General features: G+C 63.7%; 22 protein-coding genes and 2 tRNA genes. 4 read left to right on the forward strand and 20 right to left on the reverse strand.

What is annotated here, in order from left to right:
- Positions 1-310: 310 nt before the first annotated feature.
- The 5 genes from ABT352_RS23425 to ABT352_RS23445 form a co-directional block, all read right to left on the reverse strand.
- Complete coding sequence (locus ABT352_RS23425) at positions 311-505, reverse strand: hypothetical protein (RefSeq protein WP_350947031.1); 195 nt, start codon at positions 503-505, stop codon at positions 311-313.
- A gap of 3 nt (positions 506-508) precedes the next feature.
- Entirely contained in the window at positions 509-1,309 is an 801-nt protein-coding gene (locus ABT352_RS23430; protein ID WP_350947032.1) for a hypothetical protein, read from the reverse strand.
- 5 nt (positions 1,310-1,314) lie between these two features.
- Positions 1,315-2,022 carry a hypothetical protein gene (locus tag ABT352_RS23435; protein ID WP_350947033.1) on the reverse strand — a complete coding sequence of 236 codons (708 nt, stop codon included), beginning with the start codon at positions 2,020-2,022 and terminating at the stop codon, positions 1,315-1,317.
- Positions 2,023-2,246: 224 nt separating this feature from the next.
- A tRNA-OTHER gene (locus ABT352_RS23440) sits at positions 2,247-2,319 on the reverse strand.
- A gap of 35 nt (positions 2,320-2,354) precedes the next feature.
- Complete coding sequence (locus tag ABT352_RS23445) at positions 2,355-2,807, reverse strand: hypothetical protein (protein WP_350947034.1); 453 nt, start codon at positions 2,805-2,807, stop codon at positions 2,355-2,357.
- A gap of 112 nt (positions 2,808-2,919) precedes the next feature.
- On the opposite strand from ABT352_RS23445, the gene ABT352_RS23450 reads away from it, so the two are divergent.
- A tRNA-Pro gene (locus ABT352_RS23450) sits at positions 2,920-2,996 on the forward strand.
- A gap of 83 nt (positions 2,997-3,079) precedes the next feature.
- On the opposite strand, the gene ABT352_RS23455 is transcribed toward ABT352_RS23450, so the two are convergent.
- The 9 genes from ABT352_RS23455 to ABT352_RS23495 all read right to left on the reverse strand — a co-directional run bounded on the left by ABT352_RS23455 (position 3,080) and on the right by ABT352_RS23495 (position 7,964).
- Positions 3,080-4,216, reverse strand: coding sequence for a site-specific integrase (locus tag ABT352_RS23455; RefSeq protein ID WP_350947035.1), 1,137 nt, complete (start codon positions 4,214-4,216; stop codon positions 3,080-3,082).
- 97 nt (positions 4,217-4,313) lie between these two features.
- Entirely contained in the window at positions 4,314-4,463 is a 150-nt protein-coding gene (locus ABT352_RS23460) for a CopG family ribbon-helix-helix protein (RefSeq protein WP_350947036.1), read from the reverse strand.
- A 196-nt stretch (positions 4,464-4,659) separates the two neighbouring features.
- Positions 4,660-4,830: a helix-turn-helix domain-containing protein gene (locus ABT352_RS23465; RefSeq protein ID WP_350947037.1), complete on the reverse strand. Its 171-nt coding sequence runs from the start codon at positions 4,828-4,830 to the stop codon at positions 4,660-4,662.
- Positions 4,831-4,994: 164 nt separating this feature from the next.
- Complete coding sequence (locus ABT352_RS23470; protein WP_350947038.1) at positions 4,995-6,728, reverse strand: cell division protein FtsK; 1,734 nt, start codon at positions 6,726-6,728, stop codon at positions 4,995-4,997.
- A gap of 74 nt (positions 6,729-6,802) precedes the next feature.
- Positions 6,803-7,138 (reverse strand): hypothetical protein, encoded by a 336-nt coding sequence (locus ABT352_RS23475; protein WP_350947039.1) that lies wholly within the window; start codon positions 7,136-7,138, stop codon positions 6,803-6,805.
- Positions 7,139-7,169: 31 nt separating this feature from the next.
- Positions 7,170-7,358, reverse strand: a complete 189-nt coding sequence (locus ABT352_RS23480) for a hypothetical protein (protein ID WP_350947040.1) — start codon at positions 7,356-7,358, stop codon at positions 7,170-7,172.
- A 25-nt stretch (positions 7,359-7,383) separates the two neighbouring features.
- The gene (locus ABT352_RS23485; protein WP_350947041.1) at positions 7,384-7,527 is read right to left on the reverse strand and encodes a hypothetical protein; all 144 of its coding nucleotides are present in this window, start codon (positions 7,525-7,527) and stop codon (positions 7,384-7,386) included.
- Positions 7,524-7,745 (reverse strand): hypothetical protein, encoded by a 222-nt coding sequence (locus ABT352_RS23490; protein ID WP_350947042.1) that lies wholly within the window; start codon positions 7,743-7,745, stop codon positions 7,524-7,526. The genes ABT352_RS23485 and ABT352_RS23490 overlap by 4 nt, the downstream gene beginning before the upstream one ends.
- Positions 7,746-7,748: 3 nt before the next feature.
- Positions 7,749-7,964: a hypothetical protein gene (locus ABT352_RS23495; RefSeq protein WP_350947043.1), complete on the reverse strand. Its 216-nt coding sequence runs from the start codon at positions 7,962-7,964 to the stop codon at positions 7,749-7,751.
- 150 nt (positions 7,965-8,114) lie between these two features.
- Between ABT352_RS23495 and ABT352_RS23500 the strand changes: the two genes are divergently transcribed.
- Together ABT352_RS23500 and ABT352_RS23505 are read left to right on the forward strand one after the other, a co-directional pair.
- Positions 8,115-8,855: a helix-turn-helix domain-containing protein gene (locus ABT352_RS23500; RefSeq protein WP_350947044.1), complete on the forward strand. Its 741-nt coding sequence runs from the start codon at positions 8,115-8,117 to the stop codon at positions 8,853-8,855.
- Positions 8,856-8,858: 3 nt separating this feature from the next.
- Positions 8,859-9,344, forward strand: coding sequence for an NUDIX hydrolase (locus tag ABT352_RS23505; RefSeq protein WP_350947045.1), 486 nt, complete (start codon positions 8,859-8,861; stop codon positions 9,342-9,344).
- Here the strand turns inward: ABT352_RS23505 and ABT352_RS23510 are convergent.
- The 3 genes from ABT352_RS23510 to ABT352_RS23520 are packed head-to-tail and all read right to left on the reverse strand — an operon-like array spanning position 9,312 to position 10,768.
- Positions 9,312-9,890 (reverse strand): HD domain-containing protein, encoded by a 579-nt coding sequence (locus ABT352_RS23510; RefSeq protein ID WP_350947046.1) that lies wholly within the window; start codon positions 9,888-9,890, stop codon positions 9,312-9,314. The genes ABT352_RS23505 and ABT352_RS23510 overlap by 33 nt on opposite strands.
- A gap of 55 nt (positions 9,891-9,945) precedes the next feature.
- The gene (locus ABT352_RS23515; RefSeq protein ID WP_350947047.1) at positions 9,946-10,419 is read right to left on the reverse strand and encodes a GntR family transcriptional regulator; all 474 of its coding nucleotides are present in this window, start codon (positions 10,417-10,419) and stop codon (positions 9,946-9,948) included.
- A gap of 4 nt (positions 10,420-10,423) precedes the next feature.
- Positions 10,424-10,768: a hypothetical protein gene (locus ABT352_RS23520; protein WP_350947048.1), complete on the reverse strand. Its 345-nt coding sequence runs from the start codon at positions 10,766-10,768 to the stop codon at positions 10,424-10,426.
- A 164-nt stretch (positions 10,769-10,932) separates the two neighbouring features.
- Here ABT352_RS23520 and ABT352_RS23525 point away from each other — a divergent pair, with 164 nt between their 5' ends.
- Entirely contained in the window at positions 10,933-11,667 is a 735-nt protein-coding gene (locus ABT352_RS23525; RefSeq protein ID WP_350947049.1) for a helix-turn-helix transcriptional regulator, read from the forward strand.
- Positions 11,668-11,866: 199 nt separating this feature from the next.
- Here ABT352_RS23525 and ABT352_RS23530 read toward each other — a convergent pair whose 3' ends face one another.
- The 3 genes from ABT352_RS23530 to ABT352_RS23540 all read right to left on the reverse strand — a co-directional run bounded on the left by ABT352_RS23530 (position 11,867) and on the right by ABT352_RS23540 (position 14,459).
- Positions 11,867-12,724 (reverse strand): PD-(D/E)XK nuclease domain-containing protein, encoded by an 858-nt coding sequence (locus ABT352_RS23530; RefSeq protein WP_350947050.1) that lies wholly within the window; start codon positions 12,722-12,724, stop codon positions 11,867-11,869.
- A 234-nt stretch (positions 12,725-12,958) separates the two neighbouring features.
- Positions 12,959-13,171, reverse strand: a complete 213-nt coding sequence (locus tag ABT352_RS23535) for a hypothetical protein (RefSeq protein WP_350947051.1) — start codon at positions 13,169-13,171, stop codon at positions 12,959-12,961.
- Between the two features lie 103 nt (positions 13,172-13,274).
- Positions 13,275-14,459 carry a Shedu immune nuclease family protein gene (locus tag ABT352_RS23540; protein ID WP_350947052.1) on the reverse strand — a complete coding sequence of 395 codons (1,185 nt, stop codon included), beginning with the start codon at positions 14,457-14,459 and terminating at the stop codon, positions 13,275-13,277.
- Between the last annotated feature and the right edge of the window lie 153 nt (positions 14,460-14,612).

Below are 14,612 nucleotides of genomic sequence, written 5' to 3' on the forward strand. Positions count from 1 at the left end.
AGGGGGGGTTGCGGCTGGTCGGCCATCTACTGGGGGGGGGGGCGTTTCTTGCCAGGCTCGGCCGCCCACCGGCTTTTCCCGCACCGCCCTTCCTTCGCCGGCGCGAGGCGCGTCCCAGCGCCCTCGACGCCGGTTTCCTCATGCCCTTGAGTCCGTCGGAGAGGCTTCCCCCGCAGCCGACGGAGATCAGGACAGTCGAAAGGGCCCCGTCCATGTGGACGGAGCCCTTTCCTTCGGCTCCTTCGGCGACCGTGTTCCCGACTCTCGGAGCAGGCTTTCCCCGGTGCGGGGCAGCCCGTGGGCGGAGGGTCTAGCGCCTACGGCGCCAGCCGCCTCCACCCCCGCCGGTCCGCGGACCGGCCGAGCCGATCCCGGCCTGGTGCAGCGCCAGGAGCAGGAGTCCGAGAAGCAGGAAGCCTGTCCCGCTGATCGGGCCGAGTCTGGTGTTGATCAGGTCGAGCAGGAATCCAAGGCCGAAAACGACGGCGGCGGCGATTGCGAGCATGGGTCACCTCGTCCCGGCGGAGATGTTCAGGAGCTGCTCCAAGGTCGCGCGGTAGTCACGCAGAGCGGTCCGGAGATCTTCGGTGTCGTTCTTCTCGGTGTTCTTCCAACGCCCCTGGAGTTCGGTGGCCCGGGTCTCCAGCGCGTTCCTGAGGGAACCCGTGACCTCGTCGAGGAGGGAGTCGGCCCGTTCCACCGCGTCACGCGGATCGTCCACGAAACCGGCCTGGACCTCCTGCCAGCGCCGCCGTACGTCGTCGGCGTCCTGGTCGAACAGGGCCCCGGCCGTGGTGGGCGCGGTGGTGGCGGGCGTCTGGCCGGTCCGCTCGGCGTCGGTGAAGCCCGTGCTCTCGTCGAGCACGTCGTCCGGCCGGTCCGCGGTGCTTCCGGGGAGATCGGAGGCGACCGGGGAGTCGTACGCGCCGGTCACCGGTGTACCCGGGGTGGTGGCGGAGGGCTGCGCGTGGGCGAACGGGCTGTCGTTCCTGCCGTCACCGTCGAGGTCACCTGGCACGCCGTCGTTCGCCATGTCGCGCCGGTCGTCGTCGAACGAGGCGTCCGATCCGACGGCGGTGTGCCGGTCGTCGCTCGATTCGACGACGAGGACGTCGTCGCGGTCACTGATCAGCGGGTCGCGCGTCCCGGTGTCCGGGTCGAGGGACGAGGTGTCCGTGCGGCCGGCGTCACCGTGGTGCGGCTCCCGGAACTCGGGGGCGGCCTCCTCGCCGTGGCGCGGCGTGTTCAGGTCGTCCTCGTCCGCCTTGTGGACCAGCCGGTCCTTGTCCGTGCTGAATCGGTCGTTCATTCGGGTCACCGTCCTTGGGGGTCGCGTCGAGGGGCTCGCTCGGCGTCGTCGATGGTCTCGGGCTGGGTGGAGTCCGGGTGCCGGGCGTCTCGGTCGGCGGGAATCGTGGCGTCCCGGTCGGCGGTCTCGGTCCGCCGGGAGTTCCGGTCACCGTTGACCGAGGGTTCCGGGGTCGAGGTGCCGGGGGCCTCGAGCAACTCCTCGAACAGGGCGCGGTAGTGGACCATGGCCTGCCGGAGCTCCTCGGTGGAGGCCTCCTTGCGGGCGGCCCGGGTGCTGATCTCGTGAGCCTGCCGGTAGTGGTCGAGGGTGCGGCCGTGCGCGACCGAAAGGTCGGAGAGCCGCTGCTCGAAGTCCTCGGTCGGGTAGCCCCGCTCCGCCATCACGGACGTGACCAGGTGGTCGGCCTCCGTCACCGCGAAGCCGGGAGCGTCCACGAAACGCTCCTGGACCTCCATCCACTTCTTCGCGTAGACCTCGCGCGTCCCGGCGTCCAGGGCGCGGATGTCGAGGGAGCTGAAGCGCTGCTCGCGGGCGATGAGCTCCTGCTCGGCATCGCGCCGGTTCTCGCGCTCCTGCACGGTACGTTCGTATTCTGGGCCGAAACGGTCGCGAAGCCGGTGTCGGCGTTGCTGCTGCATCACGAAATAGCCGACTGCAGCGATCGCCACCACCGCGACCACGATGACGGCCACCCAGATCACGGTGGACATGTCTGCCTCCGGTCGTGTAGGCGCTTGTACCCGTGCGCTGCCCTGGGGTCAAGGCTCGAAACCGGATGCCAACATCTATGGCGTGCCACTATTTAGACTTGATTTGACGTTTTACCGCGATTTTTCGGGTATTGACCGTTCCTTTGCGGAGTTTCTGATCGTGGCCTCCTCCTCTGGCTTCGGCCGGTTTCCGGTGCTCACCCCTCCGTCCAGCCGAAACCCGGTCGGGACGACGGGCTTTGAACCTGCGCCCCCGTGCCCCCGGCCAAGTGCGCCGCCAAGCTGCGCTACGTCCCGGTCGCCCATCGCCCTCTCGGGCAGGACGTCATGATCTAGTGATCCTCGATGCCCTCAGAGGGCACGGTGACCTCGAGAGCCTTCCTGGCCTCGTTCAGCATCCTCTCGACGAGCCAGTCCCCGGGAGAGGCGGGAACCTCCAGAAAACCCTGGCCCGGCTCGTACGAGATGTCCATCCCGGAGGCGACCAGCCGCCCGGCCCAGCGCAGCGCCGTGTTCAGCTTCTCGGCCGGGATCACCCGCCCCTGCGCCACGGACGAGAGATTCCGCAGGTTCGTCGCGGGTCCGGACTGGTTGTGCGCGCGGTCCAGCTTCCACGGGATGGCCCGCGAGTGGTCGAGCATCGGCTTCGAGAGACCTGCCGCCCGCTTCGCCTGCAAGATCCCCGACTCGCTCACCCCGAACCGCGCGGCCAGCTCCGCGTTCGACAACCCCTGCCCGGCCAGCCGCCGCAACTCCTCCTGGTCGATCAACGCCTTACGCCCCACGGTGCCCCTCGCCCTTCGCGCGATCGCCTGCCCTCGTGGGCGTCGCCGTGTGCGAAGCCCCCTCGATCTGCGCTAAGGTTATGACGTCCCGCCCGAGAGGGCGCAGGACAACCGGGACGTAGCGCAGCTTGGTAGCGCACTTGACTGGGGGTCAAGGGGTCGCAGGTTCAAATCCTGTCGTCCCGACCAGGTTTCAGCTGGTCGGCAGGGGTTTCGGAGTTTCTCCGGAGCCCCTTTTTCGATCTTCGGGAGCCAAACGGGGAGCCACTGGGTCACGCGGACCGGCTCTGCCTCTTCAGGATCTTGTCCATGGCCTGGGCGCCCTTGGTGAGCGCGGGCCTGATCTCGTGACGGTAGACCGTCTCGGTCACGTGCGTGCTGACGTGGCCCACGAGATCGCTGATGTCCTCCACCGGCACATCGTGTGCGCTCAGGATGGACACGAAACTGTGACGGAGCTCGCGAGGCGTCCAGTCCTCGCCAAGTCCCGCCAACGTGGTGATCTTCTGGAACTCCCGGCGCACCTGCCACCGGTCGAGCGGCATGCCGTCCTCACGGCAGAAGACGAGATCGTGATCCTGCCACTTCTCGCCCGCCTGAAGCCGCTCAGTCGCCTGGCGCCGATGATGCGCCCTGAGCGCTTCGATGGCCTTCTTGGGCAGCTTCAGGACCCGCCTCGATCGCTTGGTCTTCGTGTCACCCTTGGCCCGCACGGAGCGGTACACGGCGACCGTGCGCGCCTTGAGATCGACCTCCGGCCACGTGAGCGCGCGTGCCTCCTCGGTGCGGATACCGGCCAGCAGTGACAGCACCACGTACGCCGAGAGACGGAACTCGGTGGTGGTCCTCAGCGCCTCAAGCAGCTTGACCGCCTGTTCCAGGGTCATCGCCTTCGAGGGGTGCCCCTCCTGACCTTCCGGGACGATGACGAGACTCGCGACGTTGCGCCTGACCCTGTCGCGCGCCTGCGCTTGGCGAATCGCGCGCTCCAGGATCTGGTGAACCAGGCGGAGCGAACGCGTGGACAATTCCTCTGCCCGCTCGTCCAGCCACTTGTCCAGGTAGTCCGCCGTCAACTCTTTGAGCTTGATGGCTCCGATCTGGGGGATCAGGTTTTTGCGTGCCAGGGATCGGTAGTTGTCGACTGTGCTCTTGGCCTTCCCCTTCAGTCCCTTCTCTAGGAAGTCGTTGACGGCGTCCTCCACGGAGTACTTGACCTCCGTCTTGATGCCCGCTTCCAGATCCTCCACGGCTTCACGGAGCTTGTCCCTGACCTGCGCCTTGGTCTTGCCCTTGCGCTTGACGCGCAGGCGCTTGCCGGTGGCGTCGAAGCCAAGGCTGATGGCGCCGGTAAAGCCTTCCCCTTCCGGGTAGATGGACGCTTCGTACTTCCCGATGATGATTTTCAATCGATTCCTCCTTTTCGTTGCCGGTCTGATGGTGCGTGCCCTGATCCGCTGTCGAGGCGTACCACCAGATTCGTGGTGATCAGGGCTGTTGTCTCTGTCAGCCGTTGTCGTTCTCGTGCCGCTCGATGTACTCGTCAATGGCTTTCCTGATGACATAGGCCATGTCGCGATCCTGCTTTTTGGCGATCTTCTGGAGCTTGTCCCGACGGTCGGAGTCGAGTCTCAAGCTGTAGTTCTCGGTAGCCATGCCGCTCTCTCTTTGGTGGCAGCGGTGGTCCTGTCCGGCGTGCCTGTGGCGATGAACCGTCCTGGTCTCAGCCGCTGTTCGTGCCTGAAAGATCGGCTCTCGGCGCCCTGACCTCCGTGGGGGAGGGCGGTCCGTCGAGCCGTTCGGGGGCAGCGTACCACACTGCATTGCGCTGCATTGCACTGCAATGCAGTTTCTAGTGAGTGTCTTCGAGGGTGGCGATGAACTCGGTCAGATGCCGATCGGTGATCCTGCGCAGCTTCCCGATCTTGATACTGCGGAGCTGACCGGTTCTGAGCAGAAAATAGATCTTGTCGCGACCCACGTTCAGCATCTCCGCGACTTGCTCGACGGTGTATGCCTGCACGCCTCACCTCCTTCCTCTCGCGCCCGTCTCGGGCATGGGTTGAATGTGACTGATCACCTCCGTTGGTTACTTTTTGTGATCGTCCACGCGAGCGTCCACGGACGGGCATGGCGCCCTTACGTGCAGACGCGCGCGTGGACATGGACGTGGACGATTACCGACTGTCAGGGCTCAGGGGTGGCGCGCCAGCGTCCCCGGCTGACTTGGATGACGCGCTCGGAGCGGGCGTGTTCTTGGAGCCGGTAGTAGATCCACGATCGGCCCATGCCGGTGGTGCGCATCAGATCGTCGATCGAGACACCGTCGGCGGGGGCGTCGCGTAGGGCGGTCCACATGGCGTTCTCGGCGTCCTGCGTACCGTCCGGGCGCGCGTGCTTGGGAGGGTTGGCGCCGTCCGGCGTGGCCTGTGCGGTTGGGGTGGTGGCTTCGAGGGCGGCGACGGAGACGGGATCGAGGGCGGGTCGCCGGGGTGCGTGGTGGGTGGCGGTGCGCTGTACCCCGGCGTCGTCGAGAAGGTAGGTGCGGGCGCGTCGCGGGATGTCGTGTTCGGGTGCGCTGATGAGGAACTTGCCTGGCGCGTTGAGGGTGTGGGAGTGCCAGCCGCTCTTGAGCATGCCCTGGCCGAGGATGAGATCGACGTCGCGGCGCTCCCGGACCCGGAAGGAGAGCCGTACGTCCATCTGTGAGCGCACCGCGCCCTGTCCCATGGCCTTCTGGGATGGGCGTTGGGTGGCGGCGACGAGGGTGACGGCGACCGCGCGTCCGCGTCGGGCGATGGAGTCGGCGTGCCGGATGGCACCAGGGGCGTCGTCGACGAGTTCGGCGTACTCGTCGATCAAGACGATCAGGGCAGGGGCGTCCGGGCGCGGTTCCCACACGCGTTTGCCGTGCTGAGCGAGAGCGTCGGCGCGCCCGTCGAGGATGGCCACCGCGTCGCGCATCAGCGTTTCGGCCTCCTGCGGAGTGGTGGCCAACCGGTCCAGGCAGGAAGCCCACGGCAGGAGTTCCATGCCGCGCTTGAGGTCAACGCCCCAGATGACGACATCGGGGCAGGCGGACAGGTCACCGAGGACGATGTTGACGCCACCGCTCTTGCCCGCACCGGCCACCCCGCCGACCAGCGCGTGACGGCGTAGCAGGGATACGCGGACGGGGCTGCCGTCTTCGAACACACCCAGCTTGACGGGCTGGATGATCGAGGTGATCGACGGTCCGGGCCAGGCGATCGCATCGGCGTGCGGGTCGGTCTCGATGATCCGCAACTCCAGACGGTTGGCGCGCTCGGGGATCGGCTGGATACGAGCCGAGCCGCGTCGGGTACCGAGGGCCGATTCCAGGGCGGGGATTTTGGCGATGGCGTCTTCTACGGTCTGGCCGCGCGCCAGGGCGATCCTGGCGCGATATCCCCACAGGTCGACGATCGCCGATTGAATACGGGAGCCGGTCAGGCCGACAGCTTGGGCGATGTCGGGCCAGGCGGCCAGGGTGCGTTCCACCCGCACTCTGGCGCGGCGCCGGCGATGCGCCCACCACGGGAGCGCGGTGAGCACCCCGCCGATGCCGAGCAGCGCCGGAAGCGGTGAGGTGAACGGGCCGAGCGCGGCGGCCGTGGCGATCCACCCGCCGACCAACAGCACCACGGCGGCGGCGTACCCGCGTTCGACGCGGCGCGTGAGGTTGACCCATCGGCCGAAGAAGACCAGCACCCACGCGAGTACAGCGGTGAGGATGAGGACGGTCGGCCACCACGTCGGGTAGCCGGTGTGCAGGATCACTCCGCTCACGAAGGTGAGTAGCGCCGTGGTGAGCGGGGTGAGTTCGGAGCGGTAGCGCCACAGGGCGCGGGTGATGGCTACGACGGCCAGGGGTGCGAATTCCAGGTCATCGGACAGGATCATCAAGGGTTCGATGCCGTCGCGGCGAATGCTACGGGCGTTGCGGCGCAGTCGGCGCCGGGAAGTGCGATGCCTGCTCATCTGGCCTCACCCCTGTCGGGGTGTTGTGCGGTGAGTTCGTCGCGCAGGTAGAACAGCGGGTCGGCTTCGCCGTCGTGGTGGGCGGCCAGGGTGGCGCGGACGGCGGCGGTCAGGTCGGCGTGCCTGCGGCGGGTACGGGCCAGATCGGCGCGCAGGTGCGTGATCTGCGCTGCGAGGGTGAGCGTGTCGTCCAGCGCGGCCGAGACGTGCTGCCAGATGTCAGCCAGGGTGAGGGTTGCGGCGGAGAAGGCGGTGAGGAACTGGCGGGCGGTGCGGTTGCGGGCGATGGCCTCCTGAAGATCACGGTCGGGATAGGGGTGGGTGTGGGGCACTGGGCATTTCTCCTTCGGTCGGGAACAGGGGTCAGGAGCCGGTGAGCCAGCTCAGCGCGGCGTCCACCAGCTGGCGGATGTCGGGGCCAAGGGCGGTCGCGGCCATGAAGAAGCCGAACAGCAGGCACGTGATCGCCTGCCACAGGCGCAGTCCGAGGTAGCGCCAGGCGACGAGCACGACGGCGCCCAGCAGCACGACCAGCGGAATCGACACGGTCATAGGGACTTCACCTCCTTTTCGCGGGTCAGGGGTTGTCGTGGTGGGCCTTGCGGCGGCGCCAGCGGGCGCGGGCACGGCACTTACGGCAGCGACCGGTGCCGGGGTCGGTCAGGGCACCGCACGGGCAGCGGCGGCCGAACGGGGTCAGGAACATGCGCAACGTGTTCACCTCCTCGCGTCGTGGGGGTGGGTGTCGGTATCGGAGTCGTGGCGGACGCGCACGCCCAGCAGGCGCCGTGTCAGGGCCTCGATGAGAGTGCGGGGCGGGGCGGTGATGTTCATGCGGCGGTCCTCGGCGCGGATGCCGACGATCAGCAGCAGGTACGTCACCAGCACAGCACCGGCCAGGAAGAGGGCGAAGAACACGATGAACAGGGGGATGTCCATGGCTCACGCTCTTCTGGGGGCATGTGGGGCGGTGGCGGTGCCGCTTCGTACGTGGCAACCGGTGACGCGCCGGGCCAGGCTCGCCGCGCGGGTCGGGGGGACGTCGGCCAGGCGCATGTGACGGTCTTCCTGGCGCATCCCGATCAGGACGAGCACGTAGCCGGCGACGACGGCCGTACCGAGCGCGATGCCGATGATCAGGGGGATGTCGTTGATCATGTCGATCTCTCCTTGGTAGCTGCGGTCTTGCTTGCGCTACCGAGAGTGCGCCACAGAAGCGGGACGTGATCACTACAGGACGGGACATGTACAGGACGTCCGGACTACGATTGCCAGGTCCCTGGACGTCCCCTCTGCCGGGCAGGTGAGATGGCGAACGAGCGGTTACGCGTGGCACTCCTCGAACGCGGCACCACCATCGACGCGTTGGCCGAAGCCATCCAGGTGGACGCCAAGACCGTGGAACGGTGGATCACCCGAGGTCGCACCCCGTATCGCAAGCACCGGTTCGCCGTCGCCAAGTTCCTCGGTGTGGAGGAGGCGTACCTGTGGCCGGACGCGATGACTCCCGCGCAGGCGGCGGCCGTGTCCGAGACCGAGATCGTCACCATCTACCCGCATCGCTGGGCGGTGCCCAAGGACGCGTGGGGACGTCTGTTCTCAACAGCTCAGCGAGAGATCGGCGTGCTCGTCTACAGCGGCATCTTCATCGCCCAGGACACCGGCCTGCTACGCCTGTTCGCCGACAAGGCGAGCGAGGGCGTGCGAGTGAGGATCTTGCTCGGTGACCCGGACTGCCGAGAGGTCGCTCAACGCGGTGAGGATGAGGGCGTCGGGGACGGGATGGCCGCGCAGATCAGGACCGCGCTCTTCCTGTACCGGTCACTGGGGCAGGTCCAAGGTGTGGAGATCCGCCTTCACCCCACCGTGCTCTACAACTCCATCTACCGGGCCGACGACCAGCTGTTGGTCAACACTCATGTGTATGGGAGGTTCGCCGCCGATGCGCCCGTCATGCACCTGCGGAAAGTAGAGGGTGGGGGCATGGTGACGACCTATCTCGGCAGTTTCGAAGCCGTCTGGGAGCGCGCCACGCCAGTAGAGTTCTGAGCCATGGCGCGCCGTCTGGACTTCTACGACGATCCCCAAGCCCCCGCCCCCAACAGCCTCGTTCCGTCCGTGAACGTGATCGTGACCAACGATGCCGGCGAGATCTTGATGATCCGCCGCTCCGACAACGACAACTGGGCCGTTCCCGGCGGCGCGATCGACCTCGGGGAGTCCCTGCCACAGGCGGCCATCCGCGAGACGCTGGAAGAGACCGGCATCACGTGTGAGATCACCGGCCTGGTCGGCACCTACACCGACCCCCGGCACGTGATCCTCTACACCAGCAACGGCGAAGCCCGGCAAGAGTTCTCCATCGTGCTCACCGCCCGCCCCGTCGCCGGGGAGCCCACACCGAGCGACGAATCCAAAGAGGTCCGCTGGGTGTCTCGTGACGAGATCGACTCGCTCACCTCTGATCGGTCGATGCGCCTGCGGATCGGCCACTTCCTAGAGTCCTTAGACGACGCCACCGGCCCGCACATCGGATAGCGCGGCCAGCACCGCGCGCACCGACGAGGTGATGCACGGTGTCGCGTTGGTGATCGAGCGGCTGACCAGATGATCGGGGCCGTAGCGTGAGTGGATCTCGGTGAGGCGGTCGGCGACATCGAGGGGGAACCCGTCGGGGCTGGTCGTCATGTCGCAGTAGGTCAGCGCCTCCACCAACTCGGGGCGTTCCCTGACGAACTCGCCGTTCAGCGCGTCGATCAGACCGCGTTCGGTCGCTTCGTAGACGGCGCAGGAGTGATGTGCCACCAGGCGACACAGCTTGTCGTCGGCCTGGTGGACATCACGCAGGTAGCGCGCCCCATCGAGGGGATGGAACCCGGTGTCGATCAGCTCGGGCGAGTACCCGATGTCATGCAGCCACGCCGACGCGGTCAGCAGATCGGCCTCTTGACCGAGAATCGGGGCCAGTGACTCGGCCTGTGCCGCGACGCCTTGCGTATGCGCCCAGCGGCGCGGCAACGGCTGTTCAAGGAGTTGTCGGGCCAGGTCACGCGCCCACTCAGCTTGTCCCATGCCGCTCACCATAGACACCGTCCCCCACAGCGGAGCCAGCGTTCAGGGTGAGACGTCCTAGGACGTCTCACCCCGAATCGGGCCGAACGAAGCGGCCCTTACCGTGTTCCGTCGTGATTAGCCCTTCGCGCTCCAACTCGGAGAGAGCCTGCCGAACGGTGTTGCGCGACGCCCCGTGCCGCTGCCGTAGCGCGCGCTCACTGGGCAGCGTGGTCCCGGCGGCAAGCGTCCCGGCACGGATCTGCTCACGAAGATCATGAGCAATCGTCTGATAGCGGTATGGCACCCCCGCTGTTGAGCCGTCATCTCTCACCACGCGCCCTCTGCCGGGCATCGCGATGATCAGCCCCTCATTCTCCAGGACCGCCAGGCCACGGCGGGCGGTGGTCCGGGATACGCGGAACTCCACGACGAGGGCCGCCTCCGAGGGCAGGAGGCTGCCCGGCGGGTAATCGCCCGCTGCGATCCGAGAACGAAGCCTCTCGGCGATCTGGGGATAGATCAGCCCACCGGTCAGCCATTTGCTTTCGCCAGGTGCCATCGGGTCAGGCGCGGTACGCGTCGACGATCTTGCTGAAGTCCAGGCCAAGCTCTCCCTGCTCGCCCTCGCGCCACCCTTTCAGGGCGGCCTCGGCGATGACATCGGCCGCCTGGAACAGGCGCAGGCAGGAGGTTCGCTCGTCGGGCTGGTCACCCCAGTAGAACCACTGGAACGCGGTGTGGACGTAGACGCGGCGGCTGATGAACGCGCTGTCGGTGACGTCCAGGCACGGCTGATCTTTCTGATCAACGACCAGGACCGCGATGATCTCCCGGGAGACGAGCTGCCCGCGCAGGGCGGTGAGCAGGTCGGTCTGGTAGGCGCGCTGGTTCTCTTGCACGGTGCCCATGTGGCAGAGCTCCCATCGAGGTTGGAGGACAGAGCGGCGGTTGGTCACGCTCTGTGCCATGAGCCTGTTGGGGAGCATGGAACCTCTCCACCACACTTCGGGGACGTCTAGGGACGTCTCATGTTAGCGTCGCAGGCACGGACCCCGTTGTGGAGGTGTGCCCGATGAACGAGAACCTTCGCCACGCGCTCATCCGGGCGCGCCTGCAACCCGTCGACATCGCCGCCCGCCTGGCCGTAGACCCCAAGACCGTGAACCGCTGGCTACGCGGCAGGGTCCCCCACCCTCGCCACCGCCTGGCGGTCGCCGACCTCCTCCAGGTCGACGAGACCGACCTCTGGGCAGAAGACACCCGACGCGGGCGGGAACTCTCCGAAGAGATCAAAGCCGTCTACTCACACCGCTGGGCCATACCGGCCGACACCTGGCGCAAATTCTTCGAGTCCGCAGAACACGAGATCGGCATCCTCGTCTACAGCGGCCTGTTTCTCGTCGAAGACGCCGGACTTCTGCGCATCCTCACCGAACGCGCACAGGCTGGCGTCAGGGTCCGCATCCTGCTCGGCGATCCCGATAGCCTGCATGTAGCAGAGCGAGGCGTCGACGAGGGCGCCGGCGGCGACGTCATGGCCGCCAGGGTCAGAAATGCACTTGCCATATGCCTGCCACTCCAGGGTGCTGAGGGCATCGAGATCCGACTACACGGGACGGTGCTCTACAACTCGATTTACCGCGCGGACGATGAACTCTTGGTCAACCTCCATGCTTACGGCACTCGGGCCTCTGATGCTCCTGTCATCTATTTGAAGCGCACTGAAAGCGACAGTGCAGCGGCAATCTACCTCGACAGCTTCGAGCGCATTTGGGCGAAAGCCCAGTTCATGAATAAGAGGTTATAGCAAGGGGATCGTGTCTATGGATGGCTGTCATCTGCAGTTAATGCTTAGGCTTAGAGAATTTTCGGCATGACCGGATGGCTGATCATCGGAACGAGAGTCAGCAGGCAGAATAGGGCGGACGTTATCGGGGCGGGGCTAAATCCAATGCCTTATTTACATACGCGCTGATTATAGATGATTTGTCATTTCAGGATCGGGCCTATCGCACTACGAGTACCCTGGTAGCTGGGTTGTTCTGCTCTTGAGTTAAGTCCGACTGGAGTCCGATCGGGTTTTGCAGCCGCCGTTCTGGGTCGTAAACTAATGCAAAAATTCCGCGACAGTCGGGATGCTTTGAATATCGACCCCAGTCGATGAGTAGCTCTTCGCCTACTTTTTTATCGCTAAGTGTCTCTCTGGTCATCTTTGTTTCCACCACGATGCCCGCTTCGGGAAGCAGAAAGTCAACGCGGGAACGCCCACCTCCATATTCGGGAACGAAGTCCTCTGGCCTGACGTCTTCGTAAAAAAGGCGAAGGCAGGCATGTACCAGTACTTGTAGATCTCCCTCGTTTTCGATGGTGGGGCTAGGGATATTGAGCCTATCGGAATTCTGGAGAACCTGGAGAAAACTAGGAAACCTGCTGAACAGTTCAGCTAACTCTCGTAGTGTTGGGGCAACTTCTGCTACGGCATAGATGAGCCCTTGGAGGATGGACCTTTGAGTGTGGAAGCTTTCCGCAAAATTCCTATCATAAGGATATTTCCATTTATCGATGATTGGGTTCTCTTCTGCGGGATTGTAGAAGTCATTTATGGCGAGAGGGGCGAAAATGAACGATTTTATTCGCTTGATGAACATGCCTCCTTCGTACATGTCCTTGAATTCTGCTCGGGTAGCCTCAGGGATGAGCGGCAGAGACCGGCTGTACCATGCTTGATATTGGGATTGCCCATTCCGGAGTTCGATCTCGTCAACCGTGTCACCTTGCTGCCACTTGGCTAGTGTACGTTCGATCTCGTAACTCTCTTCGATAAGTTTTTCGATTTCCGTTCTTCTGTTAGTGGATGCAGGCATCTGTTCCCCTGACTGGGTTGATGGTGGGTGGGTGGCAGAGATGCTAGTCGAGTCCGCCGACAGAAACGCTTGTGTGGCTGGATGTGGGTGACTTGCTTTGCTTGCGCGCCATGCGCCCACTGCCGGATCGGGGTCCGTCGACTCCACAACGGCCTCAGATCACGCGTAGAAAAGTCCCAGGCTCCGCCACCCCACAGGTCAGATGTCGGGAAAGCTCTGAGAGTTCCTTAGCGGTCATCGCACGGCGGGGGCGTGAACTTCCACTTCGGGCCGTTCGGGGCGTCGCGTATCGGGTCGTCCAGCCTGAACCTCCGGCCCCGGATCCTCGGTGCTCAGGTATTCGGCGGGCATGTTCCCTGCATCCCCATCATCGTCTTCGCCGTCCAGCGCCTCTAAGTCGGCGTCGCTGAGGCGGATCTCGCCGGTCTCAAGATCGGCTATGACCATCGGAAGAGTCAGTAGCAGACCGCCCACCGTCACCTGACGGGCCTGCGTGCCCTGAGCGAGTCCGACCGAGATTAGACGCTCTTCGGGGTAGCGTAACTAAAATCTAACCGTTATTCCCGGTTAAGTCGAGCCATTGGCGGAGGCCATTGAAAAGTTCATCGAAAGTAATTATGCGGATACCATTGAGGGAGTTCCTGAAAAGCTCAAACGACCGCAATTGGATGTCATTCATCTCCTCAGCTTCCAGATTTCCAATGATAACTAGCGCGCGAGGATCGAAAGCCTGCAAGTCTGAACTGGCGAACGACAGTGCATGCATATTAAAGGCGAGGCTATTTTTGTATTCCAGTATCTGCATACATGCTCCGATAAGATCGCGCGCAGGCAGGATTGCATTCCCTCGATATTTCGATGCCATAAGATCCGTTGTGGGTGGCTTTATCTCAAGAAGTGCGGCATTACTTCGATGTTGAGCTAGAAAGTCAATCTCGTTGCCTTGCTTATTTTCTACCGTCTTGCCGCCTACGTAGCATTTAGATTTAAGACAGTAGGCTCTGCCTTCAAGTGCTAGAGCCAAGGTTTCGGGCCGGTCCTGAAAGTAGGATTGCCAAAATTCCTCATCGGAATTACCTTTTTCTTGTTCCCACACTTGGATGCACTCAGGCAGGTCGACCGTGGTTCGTGTATTAGTTGCAGTGGAGGGTGTCTCATAGCGTATCTCGAATTGCGCAATTCGTTGGCTTCGGAGATTTTTTAACCACCTTACCGTGAAACGACTCGGATCCCTGTCGATCAATGAGTGATGAGTTGGACAGAGGACAATCAAATTTTCAGGTGCATTAGGGATTACCCCTGGTTCATGTCTGGGACTAGCTGGGTTAGTTGAGGATATGCGGGCGATCTCAAGTAATGGTGTCCCGTCTCTCAAATAGGAAGTAGAGCAGCCAGAAAAGGCGCATTGACCACCAAACTGTTTAAAGAGAAGCCTGCTCGATATACGTGAAACCCGACTGAGTGAATCTTGAACTTCAAATCCCAGATTACGGAGCGTTTGTATCGTATGTGACTGTCCGCCTGAGAAATTCTCAGGGCGTAGTGCCTTGCCTTGGCTGAATTTATGGGCTACGCCCAAAATAGCTTTCGCGTCATATGCTGTTCCTTGGTATGCAATCAGGTAGCGAACGGATGGTCCATACCCATACTTGTCAAGAAAAGATTTTTGGCCAATAAGCTTATATTCATCGATAGACCTCAGGACATCATCGCGAGTGATCTTATCTAGCGTCATAATGCTTATCCTAAACCGCTATGGGCATGGGTGTCTGCCTGTTGTGTAGGTCTGCCCACAGGACTTTGTCAGCAGCGCATGTTCGGCGAGCGCTAGCCGGTTGCGGACTTGTATAGAGGTTCAATGGGACCAGGTGGGAGCCTACGTTGTGCA

This window comes from Streptosporangium sp. NPDC000563, from assembly GCF_040299985.1.
In the GTDB taxonomy this organism is placed as follows: Bacteria; Actinomycetota; Actinomycetes; order Streptosporangiales; family Streptosporangiaceae; genus Streptosporangium.